At 73.0% G+C, this 19,481-nt stretch carries 13 protein-coding genes; 4 read left to right on the forward strand and 9 right to left on the reverse strand.

The features are described from left to right. Positions 1-635: 635 nt before the first annotated feature. Together CC117_RS15075 and CC117_RS15080 are read left to right on the forward strand one after the other, a co-directional pair. Positions 636-1,889 carry an ABC transporter ATP-binding protein gene (locus CC117_RS15075; RefSeq protein ID WP_084132154.1) on the forward strand — a complete coding sequence of 418 codons (1,254 nt, stop codon included), beginning with the start codon at positions 636-638 and terminating at the stop codon, positions 1,887-1,889. Next, positions 1,886-2,671 carry an ABC transporter permease subunit gene (locus CC117_RS15080; protein ID WP_071084595.1) on the forward strand — a complete coding sequence of 262 codons (786 nt, stop codon included), beginning with the start codon at positions 1,886-1,888 and terminating at the stop codon, positions 2,669-2,671. The genes CC117_RS15075 and CC117_RS15080 overlap by 4 nt, the downstream gene beginning before the upstream one ends. 26 nt (positions 2,672-2,697) lie before the next feature. Here CC117_RS15080 and CC117_RS15085 read toward each other — a convergent pair whose 3' ends face one another. From CC117_RS15085 to CC117_RS15090, 3 genes are all read right to left on the reverse strand, one after another. Continuing rightward, entirely contained in the window at positions 2,698-4,545 is a 1,848-nt protein-coding gene (locus tag CC117_RS15085) for a hypothetical protein (RefSeq protein WP_071084597.1), read from the reverse strand. Beyond that, positions 4,545-4,694, reverse strand: coding sequence for a hypothetical protein (locus CC117_RS37465; protein ID WP_157905412.1), 150 nt, complete (start codon positions 4,692-4,694; stop codon positions 4,545-4,547). The genes CC117_RS15085 and CC117_RS37465 overlap by 1 nt, the downstream gene beginning before the upstream one ends. A 122-nt stretch (positions 4,695-4,816) precedes the next feature. After that, on the reverse strand, positions 4,817-6,340 hold the full coding sequence (locus CC117_RS15090; protein ID WP_071084599.1) for a lipopolysaccharide biosynthesis protein: 1,524 nt from the start codon (positions 6,338-6,340) through the stop codon (positions 4,817-4,819). 265 nt (positions 6,341-6,605) lie between these two features. Here CC117_RS15090 and CC117_RS15095 point away from each other — a divergent pair, with 265 nt between their 5' ends. Then, on the forward strand, positions 6,606-8,312 hold the full coding sequence (locus tag CC117_RS15095) for a glycosyltransferase family 4 protein (RefSeq protein ID WP_407673538.1): 1,707 nt from the start codon (positions 6,606-6,608) through the stop codon (positions 8,310-8,312). On the opposite strand, the gene CC117_RS15100 is transcribed toward CC117_RS15095, so the two are convergent. The 3 genes from CC117_RS15100 to CC117_RS15110 form a co-directional block, all read right to left on the reverse strand. Beyond that, positions 8,309-9,706, reverse strand: a complete 1,398-nt coding sequence (locus CC117_RS15100) for a chromosome condensation protein (protein WP_071084602.1) — start codon at positions 9,704-9,706, stop codon at positions 8,309-8,311. The genes CC117_RS15095 and CC117_RS15100 overlap by 4 nt on opposite strands. A gap of 271 nt (positions 9,707-9,977) precedes the next feature. Further along, complete coding sequence (locus tag CC117_RS15105; RefSeq protein ID WP_071084605.1) at positions 9,978-14,042, reverse strand: alpha-(1->3)-arabinofuranosyltransferase domain-containing protein; 4,065 nt, start codon at positions 14,040-14,042, stop codon at positions 9,978-9,980. A 376-nt stretch (positions 14,043-14,418) separates the two neighbouring features. After that, the gene (locus CC117_RS15110) at positions 14,419-15,618 is read right to left on the reverse strand and encodes a dolichyl-phosphate beta-glucosyltransferase (protein WP_084132156.1); all 1,200 of its coding nucleotides are present in this window, start codon (positions 15,616-15,618) and stop codon (positions 14,419-14,421) included. 825 nt (positions 15,619-16,443) lie between these two features. Here CC117_RS15110 and CC117_RS15115 point away from each other — a divergent pair. Further along, positions 16,444-16,833 (forward strand): hypothetical protein, encoded by a 390-nt coding sequence (locus tag CC117_RS15115; protein WP_071084608.1) that lies wholly within the window; start codon positions 16,444-16,446, stop codon positions 16,831-16,833. On the opposite strand, the gene CC117_RS15120 is transcribed toward CC117_RS15115, so the two are convergent. The 3 genes from CC117_RS15120 to CC117_RS15130 all read right to left on the reverse strand — a co-directional run bounded on the left by CC117_RS15120 (position 16,779) and on the right by CC117_RS15130 (position 19,337). Continuing rightward, the gene (locus CC117_RS15120) at positions 16,779-17,264 is read right to left on the reverse strand and encodes a ribose-5-phosphate isomerase (RefSeq protein WP_071084611.1); all 486 of its coding nucleotides are present in this window, start codon (positions 17,262-17,264) and stop codon (positions 16,779-16,781) included. The two genes, CC117_RS15115 and CC117_RS15120, sit on opposite strands and share 55 nt — an antisense overlap. A gap of 146 nt (positions 17,265-17,410) precedes the next feature. Further along, positions 17,411-18,079: a mycothiol-dependent nitroreductase Rv2466c family protein gene (locus CC117_RS15125; RefSeq protein WP_071084613.1), complete on the reverse strand. Its 669-nt coding sequence runs from the start codon at positions 18,077-18,079 to the stop codon at positions 17,411-17,413. Positions 18,080-18,173: 94 nt separating this feature from the next. Further along, positions 18,174-19,337 carry an AI-2E family transporter gene (locus CC117_RS15130; RefSeq protein WP_071084615.1) on the reverse strand — a complete coding sequence of 388 codons (1,164 nt, stop codon included), beginning with the start codon at positions 19,335-19,337 and terminating at the stop codon, positions 18,174-18,176. Positions 19,338-19,481: the final 144 nt, after the last annotated feature.

Raw genomic sequence — 19,481 nt, forward strand, 5'->3', positions numbered from 1 at the left:
CCGCCGCCGGACGCGACCCGGGCATACCGAGGTCGCGCTGAGATACCCGAACCGCATCGCCGGAAAACCACAGCCCCGTGATGTCGGGTGAGCCACACCCGCGGCCGCCCGGAACCTCCGGCCGGCCTGGCACTAACGCAGAGCGCAGGGCTACGCAGGCAAAGCCAGCCACGGAAAGCCACCCGAACAGACCTGGCTGAAATGGGGCGACGTCCCTTAATCGGGGCCGCTCGGCCGCCCCATTTTTTCAAGGTATGTCCGTTCAACACCGCGCACCCGCGCGAGCAGCCCTGCGCATTGCGGCTCGCCCGGCAGGACACCGTCCGGAACATTCGGCTACCGTGCGTTCGTTCAACGATCCGAGGGCCACACAAAGGCACCCCTGAACCCGGCCTACCGATGAGGTGCGCGCCACGCCGGTCACTCTCCGGCGCAGGGCTTCTTTCCGTTCCGGCGACTGCTGCGGTTAGCGGGTGGCGAGACCAGCTGTGCCATCTCGGTTTCCGCCAGCTCCGACGGAGAACGCCGGCGTCGCGCCGCCGGAGCCCGTGAGCGGCCAGACATCAAGCGAAGGAGACCATTCCGACGATGCCCACGACCGCGACAGCCAGGCCATGACGTCAGGTATCCCCGCGATGCCGGCGCAGAACCGGCACGACCTTACCGATCCGGTGACAGACGCCAGCCACGCCCAGGGCCACGGCCACGCCGGGCCCGTCCTGCCTGCCACCCCGTTGGCCGGTGGCCTGCCGGGCAGCGCGAGCTCGGTGCCGCAGACCGCTCCGCGCCAGTCGCGGGCCGGAAGCCGGCCGGGTACCCGGCCCGGAATCCGGCGGCGGCCGGGCGGTTCGGCACCCGCGCCCGCCGACGCGGCGGTGTGGACGCGTGGGCTGACCAAGCAGTACGGGCAGCGACGCGTGGTCGACCAGCTGGACCTGCTGATCCCCGCGGGGGCGCTCTCCGGGTTCGTCGGGCCGAACGGCGCAGGCAAGTCGACGACGCTGCGCATGCTGCTCGGGCTGGTCCGCCCGAGTGCGGGCAGTGCCCGGGTGCTCGGGGAGCCGGTGAGCGCGCCCGACCGGTACCTGGGCCGCACCGGCGCGATGATCGAGGGGCCCACGTTCCATCCGGGCCTGTCCGCGCGGCGCAACCTGGAGCAGCTCGCGCTGTTGCGCGGTGTGGGCACCCGCGCCAGCGGCGCGCGCCGCAGCCAGCGGGGCCGGCGCGCCCGGTGGGAGCGGATCGACGAGGTTCTGCACCAGGTCGGGCTGACCAGCCGCGCGGACGACCGGTTCGGGTCGTATTCGCTGGGCATGAAGCAGCGGCTCGGCATCGCCGCCGCGCTGCTGCCGCGCCCGAGACTGCTGATCCTGGACGAGCCGACGAACGGGCTCGACCCGGCCGGCATCCGGGAGATCCGCACCCTGCTGCGGGATCTCGCCGGGACCGGCATGACCGTCTTCGTCTCCARCCATCTGCTGTCCGAGGTGGAGCAGATCTGCGATCACCTGGTGATGATCCGCAGTGGTCGGATGCTCTTCCAGGGGCATGTCGCCGACCTGCTGGCGGCAGAGGACCCGCGCATTCTGATGGTGCCCGAACGCGATGACGACGCCGTCCGGCTGGCCGGGGTTCTCGGTTCCGCGGGGCTGCGCATCGAGATCGAGATGACGGACGAGGCCCGCTCCGTACCCACACTGATCGAACGGCACCCGGTCGTGGTGGCGCACGCCCCCGGAGGGCTGGCGGCGGACATCAACCGGCTGGCGATGCGGGCCGGCATCACCCTCCGGTCGATCCGGACCCATCGGCCGAACCTGGAGGAGACGTTTCTGAAAGCGACCGGGGATGTCGACGGCGACCTGACCATGCGAGGCGGTGCCACATGATCAACGCGTTCCGGGCCGAATGGGTGCCGTTGCTGCGCCGGCGCTTTCTCGTCGGCACACTGGCGGCGGTCTCCGCCGTGGCCGCACTGGGGGCAGTGCTGACGATCTTCTCGGCAGGCCGCACCGACTTCGACGGTGACCCGGTGACGGTCTCCATGCTCGCCGCGCCGGCGGGAATCGCCGAGGGCCTGGAGTCGGTCACGATCCTGCTGGGCGTCGTCGCCCTGTCGGTGACGGCCGCGGCGCTCGCCGGCGAGTACTCCCGCGGGACGCTGCGGACCCAGCTGATCGCGCAGCCGCACCGGCTGCGCCTGCTGGGCGGCAAGGCACTGGCACTGGCACTTTTCGTGGTACTGGTGGTCGCCGTGGCAGCGTTCGTCGCGGTGTCTCTGTCGTTCGCGCTGGCACCGGTGAAGGGCGTTCCGACAGATCAGTGGCGGACCTGGGCGGGAATGGCGACAGTCGGCCGGGGCCTGGTCAATGTGTCACTCGGGTCCCTGGGGTACGCCGTCGTCGGCGCGCTGGCCGCCGTGGTGCTGCGCTCGCCGGCCGCGGCGATCGCCGTCGGGCTCGCCTACGCCCTGCCGGTGGAGATGCTGGTCGGACGGATCTACGACCCGGCCGGCGGCTGGCTGCCCGCCCACCTGATGGAGATCATGGCCGTCGGCGGGACGGGACACGTCACCCCGTGGGCGGACGCCGGCCTGCGGGTGCTGGCCTTCTGCGGGGTGTCCGCGCTGCTCACGGCAGTACTGTTCCGCCGCCGCGACGTCACCGCCTGACCAGGCGCCACCGCCTGCTGCGCGGCTCAGTCCTCCAGCAGGACGTCCAGGTTCACCCGCAGCAGCCACTGGTCGAGTTTGAACGGCGGGTAGGGCCAGCGGATGCCGTCCAGCACCAGCTGGTTCACGGGCAGCCACAGGATGCGCCGACGGGCGTCGATCGCGCCGCGGCGCAGGCCGACGTAGCGGGTCGCCGGGCCGCGCAGGCGGTCGAGGCCCACGTCGAGCGGCTCGAGCGTGCGGAACGTCATACGGGTCCCGGTGCCCGCGGGTCGCACCGCCGTGACCAGGCCGTTCAGGCCGGCCAGCAGGACGGCTCCGGTCTCGGGGTCGATGGTCAGGCTGCGTACGAGCCCGCCACGGTCGGTGCCGGGGACGAGGAAGTCCGGCCGGTTCTCGGCGCCCCAGGTGCCGACGGGCCAGTTGCCGGTGGCCGGGGTGCGGGTGACGAGGCCCCGCTCCCGGCCCAGTTTCGGATAGACGGCGAGGGTGTCCGCACGCAGGCCGTCGGGCTTCGTCCGGGCGACGTAGAGGGTGCCGTCAGCGCCGAAGGCGGCGGTCTCCATCCGGGACCGGTCCTGCACGGCGCRCACGGCCGTGCTCTTCGGCGTGATCCGTCCGGTCGAGGCCTGGTAGGAGAATTCCTGGATCGGAAACGGCAGAGTGGCGTGGTTCGCGTCCCGGCAGTCGCTGATCAGGACGAAGCGCTCGTCGTCGACCTCGCTGGTCGGGTCGGCAGCCACCTCCCGCGGGTTGACCACGAGTTCGACGCCCAGTGGCCGGACCTGCGGATACTGCCAGTAGGCCTGCACACGCCCGTCAAGGTCGAGCACGATCAGTGCGCCGTTGTCGGTGCCGCCCTGCCCGGTGCCGAGGTACTGCGCGACCACCAGATGCCCACTGCGCGGGAGCCGGGCGATGGACGTCGCGCCGCGCGCCGACCGTGGCTGGTCCCCCGGGCCGGGCGGGAACGCGGAGGCGGCGACCCAGGGCTCGACGGTGGCCGCGAGCGCGTCGCCGGTGCGGGAGAGCCCGGGGTCGTAGACCCATTTGCCTCCGGCGCCCGCGCGGCCGCTGATCCCGCCGGCACCGTTGCGGCGCAGCTGCCCGAAGGCCGGGAGCTGGCCGTAGCTGCGGACGTCCCAGAAGTAGTAGGGAATCAGCGAGACGAAGACAGCCCGCTCACCCTGCTCGCCGGCCGGCGCGGGCACGACGACGACGTCCGACACGTCGCCGCCGCCGATGCCRGAGAAGAGCGGGTCCGGCCGCGGCTGGGTCTCCCGTCCGGTGGATGACGGGATGACGAGCCGGGTGAAGCTGCGCCCTTCCGGCTCGAACAGGCCCAGTTCCATGCCGGTGCCGGTGAGCTTGGACTGGTCGTCGGTGAAGGGGGTGGTGCCGATGAACACCGTCCCGTCGGCGGCGACCGCCGACATGAAGGCGGCCTGGCCCGGGCCGAAGCCCCACCCGGGGACGTCCACCGTGCTGATCGGCGACGAGTCGTCCAGCTCGCCGAAGCTGCCCGGAGCACCGAAGATCGACAACAGGCCGCGAGGGATCTTGCGGGACGGGACGGGCGGCGCGGGAGTGGATCCCCCTCCCGGGCCGGCCTGATCGGTCGGTGCCGCCGGCCAGGGCTGATCGTCCGAGCCGCCGGCGGTCAGCCGCCAGGCGGCAGCACCACCCGCGGCGACGGCGGCCAGCCCGCCGGCGCCGGCGATCAGGCGACGGCGGGTGACGCCGCCGTCCGCCCGGCCCGGGGGTCTCGCCGGTGGCCAGTGCTGCGGCTGAGTCTGTGACCGTGGCGCGGCGGCGGGGCCGAACTCGTTCGTCGCGTCCGGGTCACGGTGGGCGGCGTCCGTGGATTCGGGCATCAGACCAGGGCGACCATGGCACGGCGGGACGCGGCGGCAGGCGTCGGCACCGGCAGAGCGATGGAGCGCCCGGGCCGGGGAGGGCTGCCGCCGCCCGGCGGACCCGGCGGACCCGGCGAGCGCTCGACAAGCAGTCTGATGAGAACCACGTGGTCTCCGTTTCGTCGGGAACGCCGCTCCCACAGTTTCTCTGGCGGTGGTGCATACCCGGGACAACGGGTTCCAAGGCCGACGCCTGGTCAGCGATGGAACGGCGGCGATGAGCGCCGGGTCACCAGACGCCGGCGGGCCGTACCCCGCCGGCACCGCCACCGGGCGGAGCCTGCTCCGGGCGGGTGCCGCCCGCGCCGTCCCTTGCTCCTGCAGCCTGCGCCCGCCCCACTGCCGGTGGCGACGCGGGCCTCCCCGTTGCGGACGGCGGGACCGTACCGGCCGCCGCCGGAGTCGGCGAGGGCGCGGGCGTCCCGGTAGCGGGAGCGGACCCGCGCGCGTCGGCCCGGTGCACGAGGTACACGACCACACCGAGCGCGACAGCGGTCACGGCCTGGCTGGCCAGCACCATCACCGCCGTGCGCATGGCGTCGCCGCCGGCACCGCCGATGGCCGCCGCCGACCCGCAGGCGCAGACCGCCAGGACCACGACCACCCGCTGCTGGGCCGCTCCGAGCAGGTAGGTCGCGAACATCAGCGTCACGGCCAGGCATGTCATACCGAGCGCCAGGATGGACAGGGCGGACGACGCACCGGCCAGCTCCGAGCCGAAGACCAGGGACAGCAGGGGTTCGGCCGCGACCGCGCCGGCGGCGGCGAGCGCGAGGCCCGGTGCCACGACGAGGGCGAGCGCGACGCCGAGCGCAGCCGCGGCGCCGTGGCCCTCGGCACGGCGCCGCGCGGCCTCGGGCAGCAGGAAGTTCGCCACCGCCAGGCCGATGAACACGGGCACCTTGCACGCGGTGGCAATGGCCGCGTACTCGCCGGCGCCGTCGTGGTTCAGCCAGCCGACGATCACGACGTCCATGTTCTGCAGCAGTGCCAGCGGGATCAGGGCGCCGAGCGCGACCCAGGTGCTGGCGAGGAGCCCCGCCCGGCGGACGACCTGTGCCTGACGGATCGTCAGCGGCCCGGTCGAGGCCAGGGTCGCCGTGCTGGCAGCGCGGCGGGACACCGGCAGGGCCCGGGGCACCTTCGCGAGGCCCTTGCGGGCATGGTCGGTGGCCAGCGCGGTGCCCAGCACGAGCCCGAGGCCGGCCCCGTTCACCCCGAGGCCCGCGACGACGAAGACGACGATGAGGCTGACCCGGATCGCGGCCTCGACGATGAAGTTGGCCGCGAGCCGCTGGTAGGCCCCGCGGGCCTGGAGCACGCCGCGTTCCACGCACAGCAGCGTCCACACCGCCGCGCCGATGACGGCCTCGGCGACGGCCAGGGGATGCGCGTAGGACAGCAGCATGGCCGCCGGGCGGCAGACCACCATCGCCACCACCGCGGCGATGAGGACACCGACGAGACACCGGCGGCGTAACCGGCGGATCCAGGCCCACTGCTCGCGCCGGCTGTCGCCGTCCGCGGCGGTCTCCTTCTGCACGACCGCGATGAGCAGCGCGTTGCCACCCACCGAGAGCACCATGAAGATGCTCACCTGGACGACCACCGCCCCGTAGGCCGACGGGTCGAGGACCCGCGCGAGGACGAGGTTCATCACCAGGTTGAGTCCGTTGGCTGCCGCGCCCGCGACCGCGAGCGCAGCCGGCCCGGCCACCAACCCCGCGATGGTCGCCCGAGCGCGGGTCACCATGGGCCTCTCCCGGTTCCGGTCGTCGGCTGCGCGTCCGGGTGGCGCACCACCCGGGACGTGAGGCAGGTCACCGGCGATGATGACATGAATTGTCGCAATGGTACGGCTCTCGCATCGCCGGCGGGGTCCCGGTCACGCTGACGGGCACCGAGAGTGGGGCCCGGGACGGACCGTGCGTGCCCGGGACCGGTCACGGCCGCGACGGGAGCTGTCAGTAAGTTCTCGGCATACAGCCGCCGACCGTTCCGGTGAGGAGAGTGATCCGGTGACACGAGTTCCGGGGTCCGGTGATCCGGTGACGACGGCCACGCGACGGCCGCTCCAGGCCCTGGCAGGTCGCCACCTGGTCTTTCTGAACTGGCGGGACAACGAGCATCCGCAGGCCGGCGGAGCCGAGCTGTTCTGTCACTCCATCGCGGAGCGGTTCGCCGCGGCCGGCGTCCGAGTCACGCTGCTCACCTCCCGCCCGCCGGGGGCCGCCGCGGAAAGCCACGCGAAGGGTGTCGCCGTCCGCCGGGGCGGCGGCACTTTCGGGGTATACCCGTCGGTGCTCGCGCGCCTCGCGCGGATGGCCCGCTCGGCGGAGGGCGTCGACGCGGTCGTCGACTGCCAGAACGGGATCCCCTTCTTCAGCCCGTTGGTGCTCCCGCCGCGGATCCCGGTGGTGCAGGTGCTGCACCACGTTCACCAGAAGCAGTTCCCGCTGTACTTCCCAGGCCCGGTCGCCCGCATCGGCCAGCTCCTGGAAGCGCCGGGCAGCCGCTGGATCTACCGACGGCGACCGGTCGCCGTGGTTTCTCCGTCCACCCGGGACGAGGCCCGCGGCGTGCTGGCTCTGCCCGGCGCGCGGTTCCTCGTCCCCAACGGCGTGGCCGCCGGCAGCCCCGCCTCGGGCGGCACCCCGGCGGGCGACCCGCTCCCGGGCGGCCGCGCCGAGCTCCCGGAGCGGGCCGCGCGGCCGACCGTCGTGTGCGTCGGCCGGCTCGTCCCGCACAAGCGCCTGCACCTGCTGATCGAGGCGCTCCCCGCGCTGCTCGCGCGGCACCCGGACCTGTGCGTGCACCTCGTCGGGGACGGTCCGGACCGCGAACGGCTCACCGGCATCGCCGAACGGCTCGGGCTCACCCAGGGAGACAGCTCCTCGGACGCGGTCATCCGGTGGCACGGCTTCGCCAGCCCCGAGGTCCGTGACGCCGTTCTCGCCTCGGCCTGGCTGACGGTGAACCCGTCCCACGGTGAGGGCTGGGGCCTGTCGGTGCTGGAGGCCAACGGGCTCGGCGTGCCCGCCGTTGCCTTCCGGGTGCCAGGCCTGCGCGACTCCGTCCGCGACGGGGTGACCGGCTGGCTCGTGGATGAACCCGGGCACCTGGTCGACGCCATTGACCGCGCGCTGGACCTGCTCTCCGAACCGGCCCGCGCCCACACCCTGCGTGCGGCGGCCCGCGACTGGGCGGGCGGTTTCAGCTGGGACGGCAGCGCCGATCTGCTTGCCGGTGTCATCGCCTCCGAGCTCGACCTCCTCGGTGGGGGCCGCGCGCTGTCGGAACCGGGGCCCGGCGAGCCCCCTGCCGGGCGCGGCCGGCGGCTCGCACTGTCGGCGCGTCCGGGCACACGCACGGCAGCAGGCCCGGGCCTGCCCGCTCGCGACCGGCGGCGCACCGACGACCAGACGACACTGGTCGAGTTCGAGCTGGCGGCCAGCGCCGAGCCGCCCGTGCTTCGTCGCACGGACCTGCTGTTCGAACTGCCACCGGCGCCCGCCGGCATCGCGCAACCGGGGCTCCACCCGAAGGAGCCGGGCGCCGGCCCGGGTACTCGACGACTGGTCGCGCTCTTCTACGGGGCTGACAACACCGGCGCCCGGGCGGCGCTCGCCCGCCGCGGACTGCGCCCAGCCACCCGCCCACGCCCGGCCACCGGCGAGGATCTCCTGCTCGCGGCGGCACGTGCGCGCAGCCACGCCGGCACCTAGGAACGGGCCCCTTCGGTGATCACGGCCAGGCTCTCACGGTAGATCTGCGCGAACCGGGCCACTCCGGCCGGGTCGAACAGGTGCCGGTGATGGCAGAAGGTCAGGCGCAGGCGGTCGCCGTTGCCCGCGACGCAGATGATGAGGCCCTGGGGCATGCCGCTGGTGCCTACGAAGGACAGGCCTGAGATCCGTGGCCGGTCCATCTCCGGCACCGCGTCGACGTCGACCCGCCCGATGTTGCTCACCGCCAGGCTCGGGGTGAGGAACGGGCGGGCCGCCGTGACGGCACAGTGCAGGACCGCCGTCCGCAGCGACCGGGGAACGACAGCCGTCGCCGTCCTCACGGCCGCGGTCATTCCCGCCCCGGCCCACCCGGTCGGCCTCTGCTTGGCTGCGCGGGTCTGATCGACCACCGCGCCGGAAAGCAGCGGCGCCGCCGCACGTTCGGCGGCCGTCGATGCGATCATCACCTGGCCGGAGCGGTTTCCCAGGTCACCGCTCTCCGGCGAGCCCTCGGACGCCGGTGCGAGGGGCATGCGCACCCGCAACGTCCGGCTGCGGCGGCCGTGTTCGGCGTTCCAGCGCTCGGCGGCCAGATGCGCGGCGGTGAGCAGCAGATCATTCACGGTCATCCGCCGGCCGTCAGCCAGCGTCACCGGTCCGGGGACAGGCAGGTCCATCGGGTGGATGCCGTACCCCTGCGCGAGGGAGGGACCGCACGGGACGAGGTGGCGCATTGTCCAGCGGCGGGCCATCCGTGGGCGGGGCGCCACTTCCAACCCCGCCCGCGTTCCCCTGCCCGCACCCGCCGGGATGGCCGGGATGGCCGGGATGGCCGGACCCACTGCCCCGTTCGCGCTCGGGTCGACACCCTTTCGCGTGCCTCGGGCGGTGGCTGCCGACAGGCGGGAGTCCACAGCGCAGTCGGCGATGATCTCCTGGAGAAGAGCCAGGACGCTCACTCCGTCAAGCRCCGCGTGGTGGGCGACGAGGCCGATCGCGTCGCCGGTCGGGCGGTGCGCGAGCAGCAGGCGGACAGGGGGCTCCGACCGCAGGTTGAACGGGCGGGAGCACAGGGATTCCAGAGCGCGCCAGATGGCCGGGTCCATGCCCTCCTCGTCCTGGGGGCCGGCCTGGATCTCGTGGATCAGGTCGGGGGGCATACCGGATTCGGCGGGAAAGTCCCAGCCGGTGGCGGTACCGAAGCCGCCGGCTATACGCGCCCGGGCGATCGGGTGGTTACGCAGAGAGCGGTAGAGCGAGCCGCGCAGCCGGGCCGCGTGGACGGCAGCGTCCGTCTCGGCGAGGACGCCGACGGTGAGGGGCGATCGGCGGCGGTCCGAGGCGAGGATGAGCTCCTCGTCGAGCTCCAGCGCCCGTCGTTGCCGGACCACCGGCGCGGGCGTCCTCGGCGGGGGCGGGGTGGACGTCCCGGGTCGCCTGCCGCTGCCAGATCCATGCGTCGGACCACGTCCGCCCTGCGGGTCGGAACAGGTGGCCCCTCCCCGGGTCTCGCCGGGGGCCGGGCGGACGTCCACGGTCGCATGCAGGTGCCTTGTTCCGAGGCCGCCGCGACGCGTGTCCACACGGGCGGAGCCGAACCCGGTGCGCAGCGTGCCTTTGCCCAAGGGAGACATTCACCTGCCCTTTCAGATCAGTTGACGATCACACCCCGCGGTGTCCGGAATGCCCGCGGAGCGGGAGTGCCCGCGGGAGCGGGATCGTCTCCGCGCCGTTCAGGGCGTTGTCGGGGAGGTTCTGGGGCTCGCGCCGGGGCGGGTCGGCCTGGCGCAGCGCGAGGGCGGAGATGGTCGCGGCGAAGGCGAGGGTGCCGAGGACCTGCGCCGGCGTCCCGAACGGGCCCTCGCCGGTGAACGGGAGCGCGTGGGGAGCAGTCGACACCACGATGCCGGAGCCGATCATCCCGACCACCGCCAGGATGCCGGGCACCCAGCGCAGCCGGCGGGCGACGAGCACGATCACCGGGACGACCAGCGCCATCGGGCCGGCGACCAGGAACACGGCCGCCGTCGCGAGCGCCAGACCCGCCCAGGTCATCGCCAGGCGCACGGCGAGACGCCGGCTCAGCCGGGTCAGCCGGTCGGCTGCCTGGACGCCGTCCGCGCCCCCGCGCGCACCGTCCACCCCGCCGCGGGGGCCGTCCGCACCTCCGGGAGGACCTTCGAGGACGCCGTCGATGCCGTACCGGCGGCGGGCCCGGGCGGTGTCGGGGACGACGGCCACCGCCACGAGAACGAGCACCAGCCCGAGCCCGATGAGCAGGTTGCGGCGGTAGGACTGACCGGGATGGTTCTCGATGACGACCGTGCCGCCCTCGCCGGCCGGGACGATCCAGCCCTGGGCCCAGCCGTCGAGGCGGACGGCGGTGAGCGGCCGGCCGTCCAGGGTCGCCGTCCAGGAAGCGTTGGCGTTCTCCCGCACGGAGACGAACGAGGCGGCGCCGGCGCCGATCTCGATGGTGCGCTTCTCGGCGTCCCAGCTCCCGATCGCCGTCGACCGCGGCTTCTCGGTGCTGCCGGCGGCGCCGTTGCCGACCAGGCTGATCGAGTCGACGACGATGGTGGAGCCGCCGAGGTCAACCGTCAACAGGTGGGAGCCGGCACCGAGCGCGATCTGGCTGTTTTCAGTGCACAGGCTGAGCCGGAACGGCCGCGCGGTGGAGATGTTGCTGTAGATGCCCTCGATCCGCAGGTCGTGGCGGACGCCGTCCACGATCAGTGAGGGGCCCCTCCCGCAGGGGATGATCAACGGCGCGTCGGAGGTGTTGACAGCGGAGCCGGCGGGTGGCGGCAGCGCGGTGGCGGTGCCGGCGAGGGTGAAGGTCATGGGGCGGGGGACATCGAACTTCCGCCCGAACGTGAGCTCCTCGGAGCCGCCGAACGGCTGCAGCGGGTCGACCCGGTAGCGCTCGAACGAGTAGGCGACCAGGCCCTGGCTCGGCGCCTGGAACGCGCTGATCAGGTCGGACGGTGTCTGCGCGTAGCGGTGGAAGCTCGCACCGGGGATGTCGATCTCCCGCAGGCCCGCGCCGAGGGTGGGATCGGCCTCGTTGGTGACCTTCTCCAGGGTGATGCGAAACCAGCGGCTCTCCCCCGGCGGCACGGCGAGGCGCTGGATGTCCTCGATCGGTCTGGTCGGCGTCACGACGGAGCCGTGTTCGGTGGTGACGCGCAGCGCGTGCACCTCCGGGCGCCAGTCGCCTTCCGCGAGCACCCGGATGTCGATGTACGGCGCGGCGAGCTCCCGGCCGACGTCGAGCTGGATCCACTCGCCCTGCGAGGTGGCGCCGCGGTGGCGCAGCGCCGTCCAGGACGTCGATGTCTGCCCGTCGACGGCCGCCTGCGGCGCGAAGTCGGGAGCGGCGAGCAGGTCGAAGCCGTAGGAGGAGGCGGTGACGGACATCCCGTCGGTGAAGCCGGCGACGGTCTGGTGGCCGGCGACGGGCCGGTCCGTCCACTGTCTCGGCGGTTCCGTCCGACCTACGACGTTCTCGTCCGGGCCGAGCAGATAGGACGTGGCGTCGCGGATGATCCCGAAGGTGAAGTCACGCCGGGTGTTGGTGTCAGTCACCGCCAGCGCGGTCGTCGGCGTGATGACCTCGGACGCCGGTGGCGGCGCGGTGATGGGCGCGAGAGTCGTCGTGGAGTTCGTGCCGCCCGCGGYGGCCGAGACCTGCTCGGCTTCGGCGAGGTCGCTGCCGAGGACGACGGCCCGGTCCGAGCCGACCAGGCCCTGGTCGGCGAGCTGGACGAGCGCCTCCGGACCGCCGGAGACGACGACGCCGGTGTCGAGCGGGTAGGCCTGGACCAGGCGGGCGCCGCCGGGCACCGTCCAGACCTCCAGGGCCGGCACCAGCTCCTCCGAACGCCGCAGGGTGTCGATCAACCGCGCCGTGGAGCCTGTGCGGGCCTCGATGGTGGGGCCGAACGTCGCGGCCCGCTCCAGGCCCGAACTCTGCAGCGAACGACGCAGCTGGTCGGTGGACGGGGGGATGTCCCAGTCCTTGATCTCGATGTCGTTGCGGATCAGCACCGTCCCGATCCCGGCGCGGGCCAGGGTGGCGGACAGCCCCGGGGTGTTCCCGACGGCCATCATCGTCTCGATGCCGTCCATGAGGCGGGTGGTGCCGACGCCGCCGAGCGGGATGAGGCTGCGGGCGCCCCACGGCGAGCTGGCGAGCCACTGCAGCGGCTCGTCGAGCGGGCGTCCCCACCGGTACTCGGCGAACGGAGCGCCGGGGAGCACCAGCGTGCGCCCGTTCTCCGGATGGTCGGCGAGCCAGTCCGCGGCCTGGGCCCAGTACTCCGGGACGTCCTTGAACGGCCTGGGCTGCAGGCCCTTGCCCTGCAACAGAGGCAGCATGGCGACGACGAGCGCCGCGGCGGAGATCAGGGACACCAGGACCGGTACGACCCGGCGGCGAGCCGTCGCTGCCCGGCCCTGGGCGCCTTCCCCGCCCTTCATCGGGTTCGCCCCCTCGGGCGGGCGTGCCCCGTCCGCCACCATCGATCCGGCGCGGCCCGGACGCCAGGCCAGGGCCAGCGCGAGGAGGTGCGCGAGTCCCAGCGCCATCGGCAGCCGCACGACCGGCTGGAACTTGTAGACGTTGCGCAGGAACCCGAACGGCTCGGTCAGCAGCGCACGCAGGCCGTCCGCGAACGGACTGCCCGGGGTGCCCGAGTACGAGGACGAGACCGCGACCACGCCCACCGTCAGACTGACCAGCAGGAGACGGCGCGCAGGCAGGTCGCGCCGGGCCAGGCCGGCCAGGCTGAACGCGGCGACCGCGGCCGAGGCGACGACCGCCGCGGCGTTGGAGACGTACTCCCGGGCCGCGGGCAGCCACGGCGTCGGCAGCGAGAGGTAGGCCATCCAGTCCGCGGCGCCGCGCAGAGTCTCCCCGACCGACGTCGTCGAAGTGGTCGTCTCCGCCGTCTCGGTGAACGGCAGGAAGTTGATGCCGTAGCGGCCCTGCACAGCGAGCGAGAGCCCCCACCAGGCGGTGGCCAGCACGACGCACAGGCACCACCAGCCGCGCAGCGCCCAGGCACGGCGGCTGCCGCCGGCGAAGACCAGCAGCACCGCCGGGCACAGCAGGACGCAGAGGGTGACGGTCGCGTTGATACCGCCGGTGCCGAGCACCGCCAGCCCTGACAGGGCGGCGGCGCGGCGCGGCGAGAGCCGGTTCCGGGCCAGCTCCCATGCCTGTTCACCACCGTCGTCACGATGACCGGTGTCGCTGCCGCCGGCCCCGTCGGGGCGCAGCGCGAGGATCAGCGGAATGATGATCCAGGGCAGCATCGCCGCGCCGGCCAGCGCGACCGACGACGCGCCGATCTTGCCGAGGAACATCGGCGACAGGGCGTAGCTGAGGCCGGCGAGGATGCGGGAGGCATGGCCGCCGATCCCGAGCACCTCCGCGAGCCGGACGGTCCCCCACGCCGCCAGCGTGAGCAGGATGGCCATCCACAGCCGCTGGCTGATCCACGGCGGGACACCGAGCAGATCACCGAACCCGAAGAACGGGCCCATCGGAAACAGATAGCCGGCGTACTGGTTCGGCAGATAGCCGAAGTCGGACGTCGAGTTCCACAGGTGGGTGGCGGCCTTCATGAACTGCCACGGCTCGAGCGAGACGTCCAGCTTGGTGTCGGCGGTGAGCTTGCCGGGCGCCTGGAGCAGGAACAGTGCGAAGAAGCCGACGAACATCACGGCCAGCGACCAGCGGGACGCCCGTCGGCCTTCCGGACGCCCCGTGTCGGGGCCCGGACGGCCGCGCCCGCGGGCGGGAAGTGCAGGGGAACGGCGACCGCGGGACTCCGCGGGTCCGGGGCCGCCTGTCGGCCCGAGCAGACCCGGCCGGACGGCGCTACCGGCGGGGTTCGGAGAAATAGGAGGCTCCAAGCGATGGTCGGGACGGACCCGACCTTCATACATCGTCACGTACGGCGAGCAGAGATCGGCACAACCGGCGCTCGTCCCCCGGTGCCGCCTGGCCAGTGCGGTCGAGCCGATCGCACGCTGTCCGCCTTCCGTGGCCTCATGCGCGCCAGACGTTTCCGCCTGGCGGCGCTCACGACCACGATCACGAGGAGTAGGGACCAGGGATTTCCTCAAGGGTGCCCGGCGGGATCAGCCAGCCGGACGCCCGCGCCAGACCCCCTGCGGCCGCCCCGCCCGCGGCGGGCAGCACGGGGCCGGTCGCCATCGCAGGACCGGTCGGCTTCGGGGGACCGGACGGCCTGGTGGGCCTCGGAACCGCGGCCGTGGGCGTGGGGGTGGGGGTGGGCGACCTGACACCCAGCGCGGCGGCCGTGGGAGCGGCCGGCAGGGCAGTCGGAGCAGCCGGCAGCGCGACCGCGGGAGCGGCCGGAGCAGCGGCAGGTGGACCAGGTGGCAGAACAGCCGGCGCAGCGGCAGGCGGCCTCTCAGCCGGGGCGGCAGACCGGTCAGGCAGCGCCACGGACGGCTGCGACGGCAGCAGCTGCCCGCCGGGCTCGACGGGCCGTGGGGTGACCGGGCGCCCGAGGAGCTCGGAGGCGTCGAGCACGCTCAGCTCACCGAGACGCTGCCGACCGTCGGGCACCGGTGGCAGGCCGGCCCGGTTGCGGTACCGGCGGGCCCGCACGACATCCACCAGCATCGCCGGGGTGTGCCGGGACATCCGGAACGTGCCTCCGGGTGTCTCGCTCCAGCGCACCGGCACCTCGGCGATGCGGTAACCCATCGAACGTGCGATCGAGAGAACCTCGACGTCGAACCCGAACCCGGTCGACCGGGTCAGGCTGAACAGGATCTTGGCTTCGGCATGACGGAAGGCCTTGAACCCGCACTGGGTGTCGGCGACATCCAGCGCGACGAGCGAACGGGTGAGCTGGTTGAAGGCCCAGCTCCCAGCCTTCCGGCCGCTGGTCCTGGTCACGCCGGCGCCGATGCGGCGCGAGCCGAGCGCGACCTCCGCGTGCTCGAGCGCGGCGAGCAGCAGCGGCAGGTCGTTGAGGTCGGAGGCGCCGTCGGCGTCCATGAACACGATGGCCTGGCCGCGGGCCGCGGACACACCGGCCCGGACGGCGGTGCCCTTGCCGCAGTTCCAGGGCAGCCGGATGACCCGGTGGTGCGGGTCACCGCCGAGCAGGTCCTCGGCGACGCAGGCGGTGCCGTCGGTGCTGCCGTCGTCGACGACGATCACCTCGGCCATCTCGATCCGGCCCACGGACGCCAGCAGGCGCGGCAGCGACTCCGGCAGCCGAAGTCCCTCGTTGTAGGCAGGAATGATGATGCTCACGGGCACGCGATCCACTACTCACCCCTCGGCAGCGACGGCAGGTGCGATGACCGGAGCCTCATCGGATGGTTCCTGTCCGTGGCGACCAGTCTGAATCGCCGAGTTTCGGGGGAGTTGCGATGACTGTCAACTTCCTCCCGTCTTAGCACGGGTTCCACATCCAAGAACCACCGGGTCGCTCGGTTACCGGCCACGCCTGGACAACATCCACCGCGAGTTGACATTCAGCATACGGAAGGCCCTGGTGACCAACTCCGCGGGCAGGCTGCACTTTGTTCGTCGGCAACAGCGGGACCGGGAATTCCGCACCCAAAGAAGCCTCCCTGCTACGCATCGCCATAGGCACCTCCCGAGAGCTCTCGACCTGTCGCCTGGCGGGGACAAGCCTGGCGGCCATCGGCGTCGAGGGCCCGTCGGCATTCTTGACGTAGACACTGGCACGACCCGCCAGCGGGTGGGCCGCCCGCAACCCGCCGGTCCGGGGCCCGAACGCTGTCCGGAGCAGTACCGACGCCAGTCCGGGCGGGCCGTCGCGGCGCCCCGGGAAGGCTGCCGGGACATGCCGCCACCAGCAATTCTCCTAGACGTCCGCGAGGGTTGCGCGGGGGGTCCCCGGCGGGCAGAAATGCAGGTCGTCACCACGGCGACGGAATGGCACCATCGAGTACTCCGCGGGTCGCGCACCGGTCACCGTGGAAGAGGGTCGTAGCACCGTCGGTGCGACCCGGCCATTCACCGGGCAGTCACGGATAGTGTCGGCAGGTGACGGTGGTCGACGCTGCCGCCGCAGGCCGGGGCCGGTCGCCGGAGAGGAAAGGGAGGCCCATGCCACGCGACGAGCAGCACCGCGCGGACGCGATGCTGCGCGGGCTGGTCGGCGGGGGCCGCTCGCGGCTCAGCCTCAGTGCCGCGATGCGCGCCCGGGACGTGTCACGCCTCGCCGAGGAGGACCTTGCCTGGGCCGAGGAGACGGTCGTGCTGCGCCATGCCCATCCGGCCCAGCCGGCGTCCGAGCCGGCCGCGGAGGAACAGCCGCAGCCGCCCCGCGAGCCCCCCACAGCGCCGCTCTCGCGGCCAGGCCGGCGTCGTGCGGACGCCCGGGCCGGGCGCTCCCGGCGAGGCGCCCCCCGGCCGGGCGGTCAGGATCCCGATCGGGGCGGTCAGGACGCCGATGTGGACGGGGACACGCCCGGCAGCTCGCCGGAACGCTCGTAGGCCGAGATCATCCGGATCCGGCGCAGGTGTCGCTGTTCGTCGCTGAACGGTGTGGCCAGGAAGACCTCCACCAGTCCGGTCGCCTCGGGCACGGAGTGCATCCGGGCACCGACGCTGATGACGTTCGCGTCGTTGTGCTGGCGGGCGAGGGTCGCCGTCTGCTCGCTCCAGACCAGAGCTGCCCGCACGCCGGCCACCTTGTTCGCGGCGATGACCTCGCCGTTGCCGGAACCGCCGATGACGATCCCGAGGCTGTCGGGCTCCGCCGCGGCCGCGGCCGCGGCGGCCATCACGAACGGCGGGTAGTCGTCGTCGGGGTCGTACTCGACGGGCCCGTGGTCGACGGGCGTGTGGCCGAGCTCCGCGAGGCGGGCGAGCAACGCCTCCTTCAGGTGGAACCCAGCATGGTCAGAACCGAGATGGACACGCATGATGCGCCATCATGCCCGGTCGCCGACGACCGCCGCACCACCGGTGACGAACCCCTCCCCCGCCGGCCATCCGGGCCGCGCCGGGACCAGCGGCTCCGGCCCCACGCGGCGGACGGCCCCGACGGGATCAGCGGGCTTCGGCGGGATCAGTCGAAGATCGGGCCCTGGTCGCGGGTGCGCTTGAGCTCGTAGAAGCCAGGGGTCCCGGCGACGAGCAGCACGCCGTCCCAGAGCCGGCCCGCGGCCTCACCGCGCGGCGTCGGGGTGATGACCGGCCCGAAGAACGCCGTACCGGCCACGGCGATCACGGGAGTGCCGACGTCCATGCCGACCCGGCTGATGCCGTCCTCGTGGCTGGCGCGCAGCTGCTCGTCCCATTCGGTGGAGTGGGCGGCCGCGGCGAGGGCGGGGTCAAGACCGACCTCGGCGAGCGCGGCGGCGAAGGTCTCCTCGGTGAGCTCCGCCTCCTCCAGGTGCCTGCGGCGGCCGATCGCCGTGTAGAGCGGCAGCAGCACCTCGTCACCGGCGGTGGCCGCGGYGGCGATGCAGACCCGCACCGGGCCCCACGCCTGCCGCATCGCCTCCCGGTACGCCTCGGGCACCTCCCGCCCGTCGTTGAGGATCGCCAGACTCATCACGTGCCAGCGGGTGCGCACGGGACGGACCTTCTCCACCTCCAGCATCCAGCGGGACGTCAGCCAGGCCCACGGGCACAGCGGATCGAACCAGAAATCCGCCTCGACCACCGGATCGTCGCCGACGGAGCGGGAATCACCGGTGGCGGCATGTGCCGAGATCGTGGCGTCGGCTGTCATCGCATCTCCTGAATCGCTGGCCGGTCAACGTCGCTGGCGGACAGATACAGGGCGGACGAAACGGACCGGCCGCCCTCGCTGCCCCCGTGCAGCGTCAACCATCCGCAGGCAGTGGTTCCTTCCCTTCCGCGGCAAGATATGTCGCCACCCGGTTCACCACGGCGACGAAGGGAACGGCCGCGATCGCGCCGGGGATGCCGGCGAGCACCCCGCCCGCCGACAGCGCGATGACGATGGCCAGCGGGTGCAGCCGCACCGCGCGCTTCATGACCAGCGGCTGCAGCAGATGGCCCTCGATCTGCTGGACCGCCAGCACCACCCCGAGAATGATCATCGAGTCGCCGAAGCCGTTCGACACGAGCGTCACGAGGACGGCCGCGACACCGGCGACGGTCGCCCCGATGATCGGGATGAAGCCCCCGAAGAACGTGAGCAGCGCCAGCGGGGCCACGAGCGGGGCTCCGACCGCGACCAGGCCGACGGTGATGCCGACCGCGTCGACCGCGGCGACGAACACCGTCCCGCGGATGTAACCGGTGAGGGTGGACCAGGCCTCCCGGCCGGCACCGCGGACCCGGTCCTCCGCGCCGGCGGGGAAACGGGTGACGATCCAGCTCCAGATCCGCTCACCGTCGTACAGGAAGAAGAAGGTGGAGAACAGCGCGACGAGAATGCTCGTCAGCACCTCCGCGGCAACCGACGCGGTCGACAGCACGCCGTTGACCACCCGACCGCGGTTGTCGGTCAGGCTCTTGCGGATGTCGTCGACGAGATCGTCGATCTGCCCCTCGGAGAGGTGGAAGGGCCCGTCCGTCAGGTAGTCGCGGATCTGGTCGACGCCTTCGCTGACCTGGTCGGCGACGGCCGGGATCTCGTTGGCCGCGTTGAAGCCGACGGCGACACCGGCCCCCGTCACCAACAGGAAGAACACCAGCAGCGAGGCGAACGCCGCGCCCAGCCGGGGCATGCCCATCCGCTGGAAGCGGTGCGCCAGGGGATGGATCAGGGCCGCGATGAGCAGGCCGGCGATCACCGGGATCACGACTACCCGCACCCTCCCGATGATCATGGCCATGACATAGACCGCGGTACCGATGACGAGCAGCCGCCAGGACCACGCGGAGGCGACCCGCAGCGACACGGGGACGTGCTGCTCGGCACGGCTTGCGGTCGAGGCGGGAACGGCGGACTCCGTCCCGCTCCCGGCCGCCCGCCGGCCGCGGACGGGCACCCGCCCCAGGCCTGCGACCCGGCGCACCGCCCACCCCCTCGCTCCGGCGCGCGCCGGTTGCTGATCGCCGACTGCCGACGGCTGACGAACGTCGGGACATCTCTTCCGGACATCCAACCCGACGGGGCGGACACAGTTCCACCAAGGTCTGGAACACGCACGTTCCGTAGG

Origin of the sequence: Parafrankia colletiae, assembly GCF_001854655.1 — a bacterium.
Classification (GTDB): Bacteria; Actinomycetota; Actinomycetes; order Frankiales; family Frankiaceae; genus Parafrankia; species Parafrankia colletiae.

Bases quoted from the DNA above. Each gene is read 5' to 3' on its own strand.
- CC117_RS15120 (WP_071084611.1), bottom strand. From the start codon at position 17,264: ATGCGTGTCCATCTCGGTTCTGACCATGCTGGGTTCCACCTGAAGGAG.
- CC117_RS15090 (WP_071084599.1), bottom strand. From the start codon at position 6,340: ATGGTGACCCGCGCTCGGGCGACCATCGCGGGGTTGGTGGCCGGGCCG.
- CC117_RS15115 (WP_071084608.1), top strand. From the start codon at position 16,444: ATGCCACGCGACGAGCAGCACCGCGCGGACGCGATGCTGCGCGGGCTG.
- CC117_RS15080 (WP_071084595.1), top strand. From the start codon at position 1,886: ATGATCAACGCGTTCCGGGCCGAATGGGTGCCGTTGCTGCGCCGGCGC.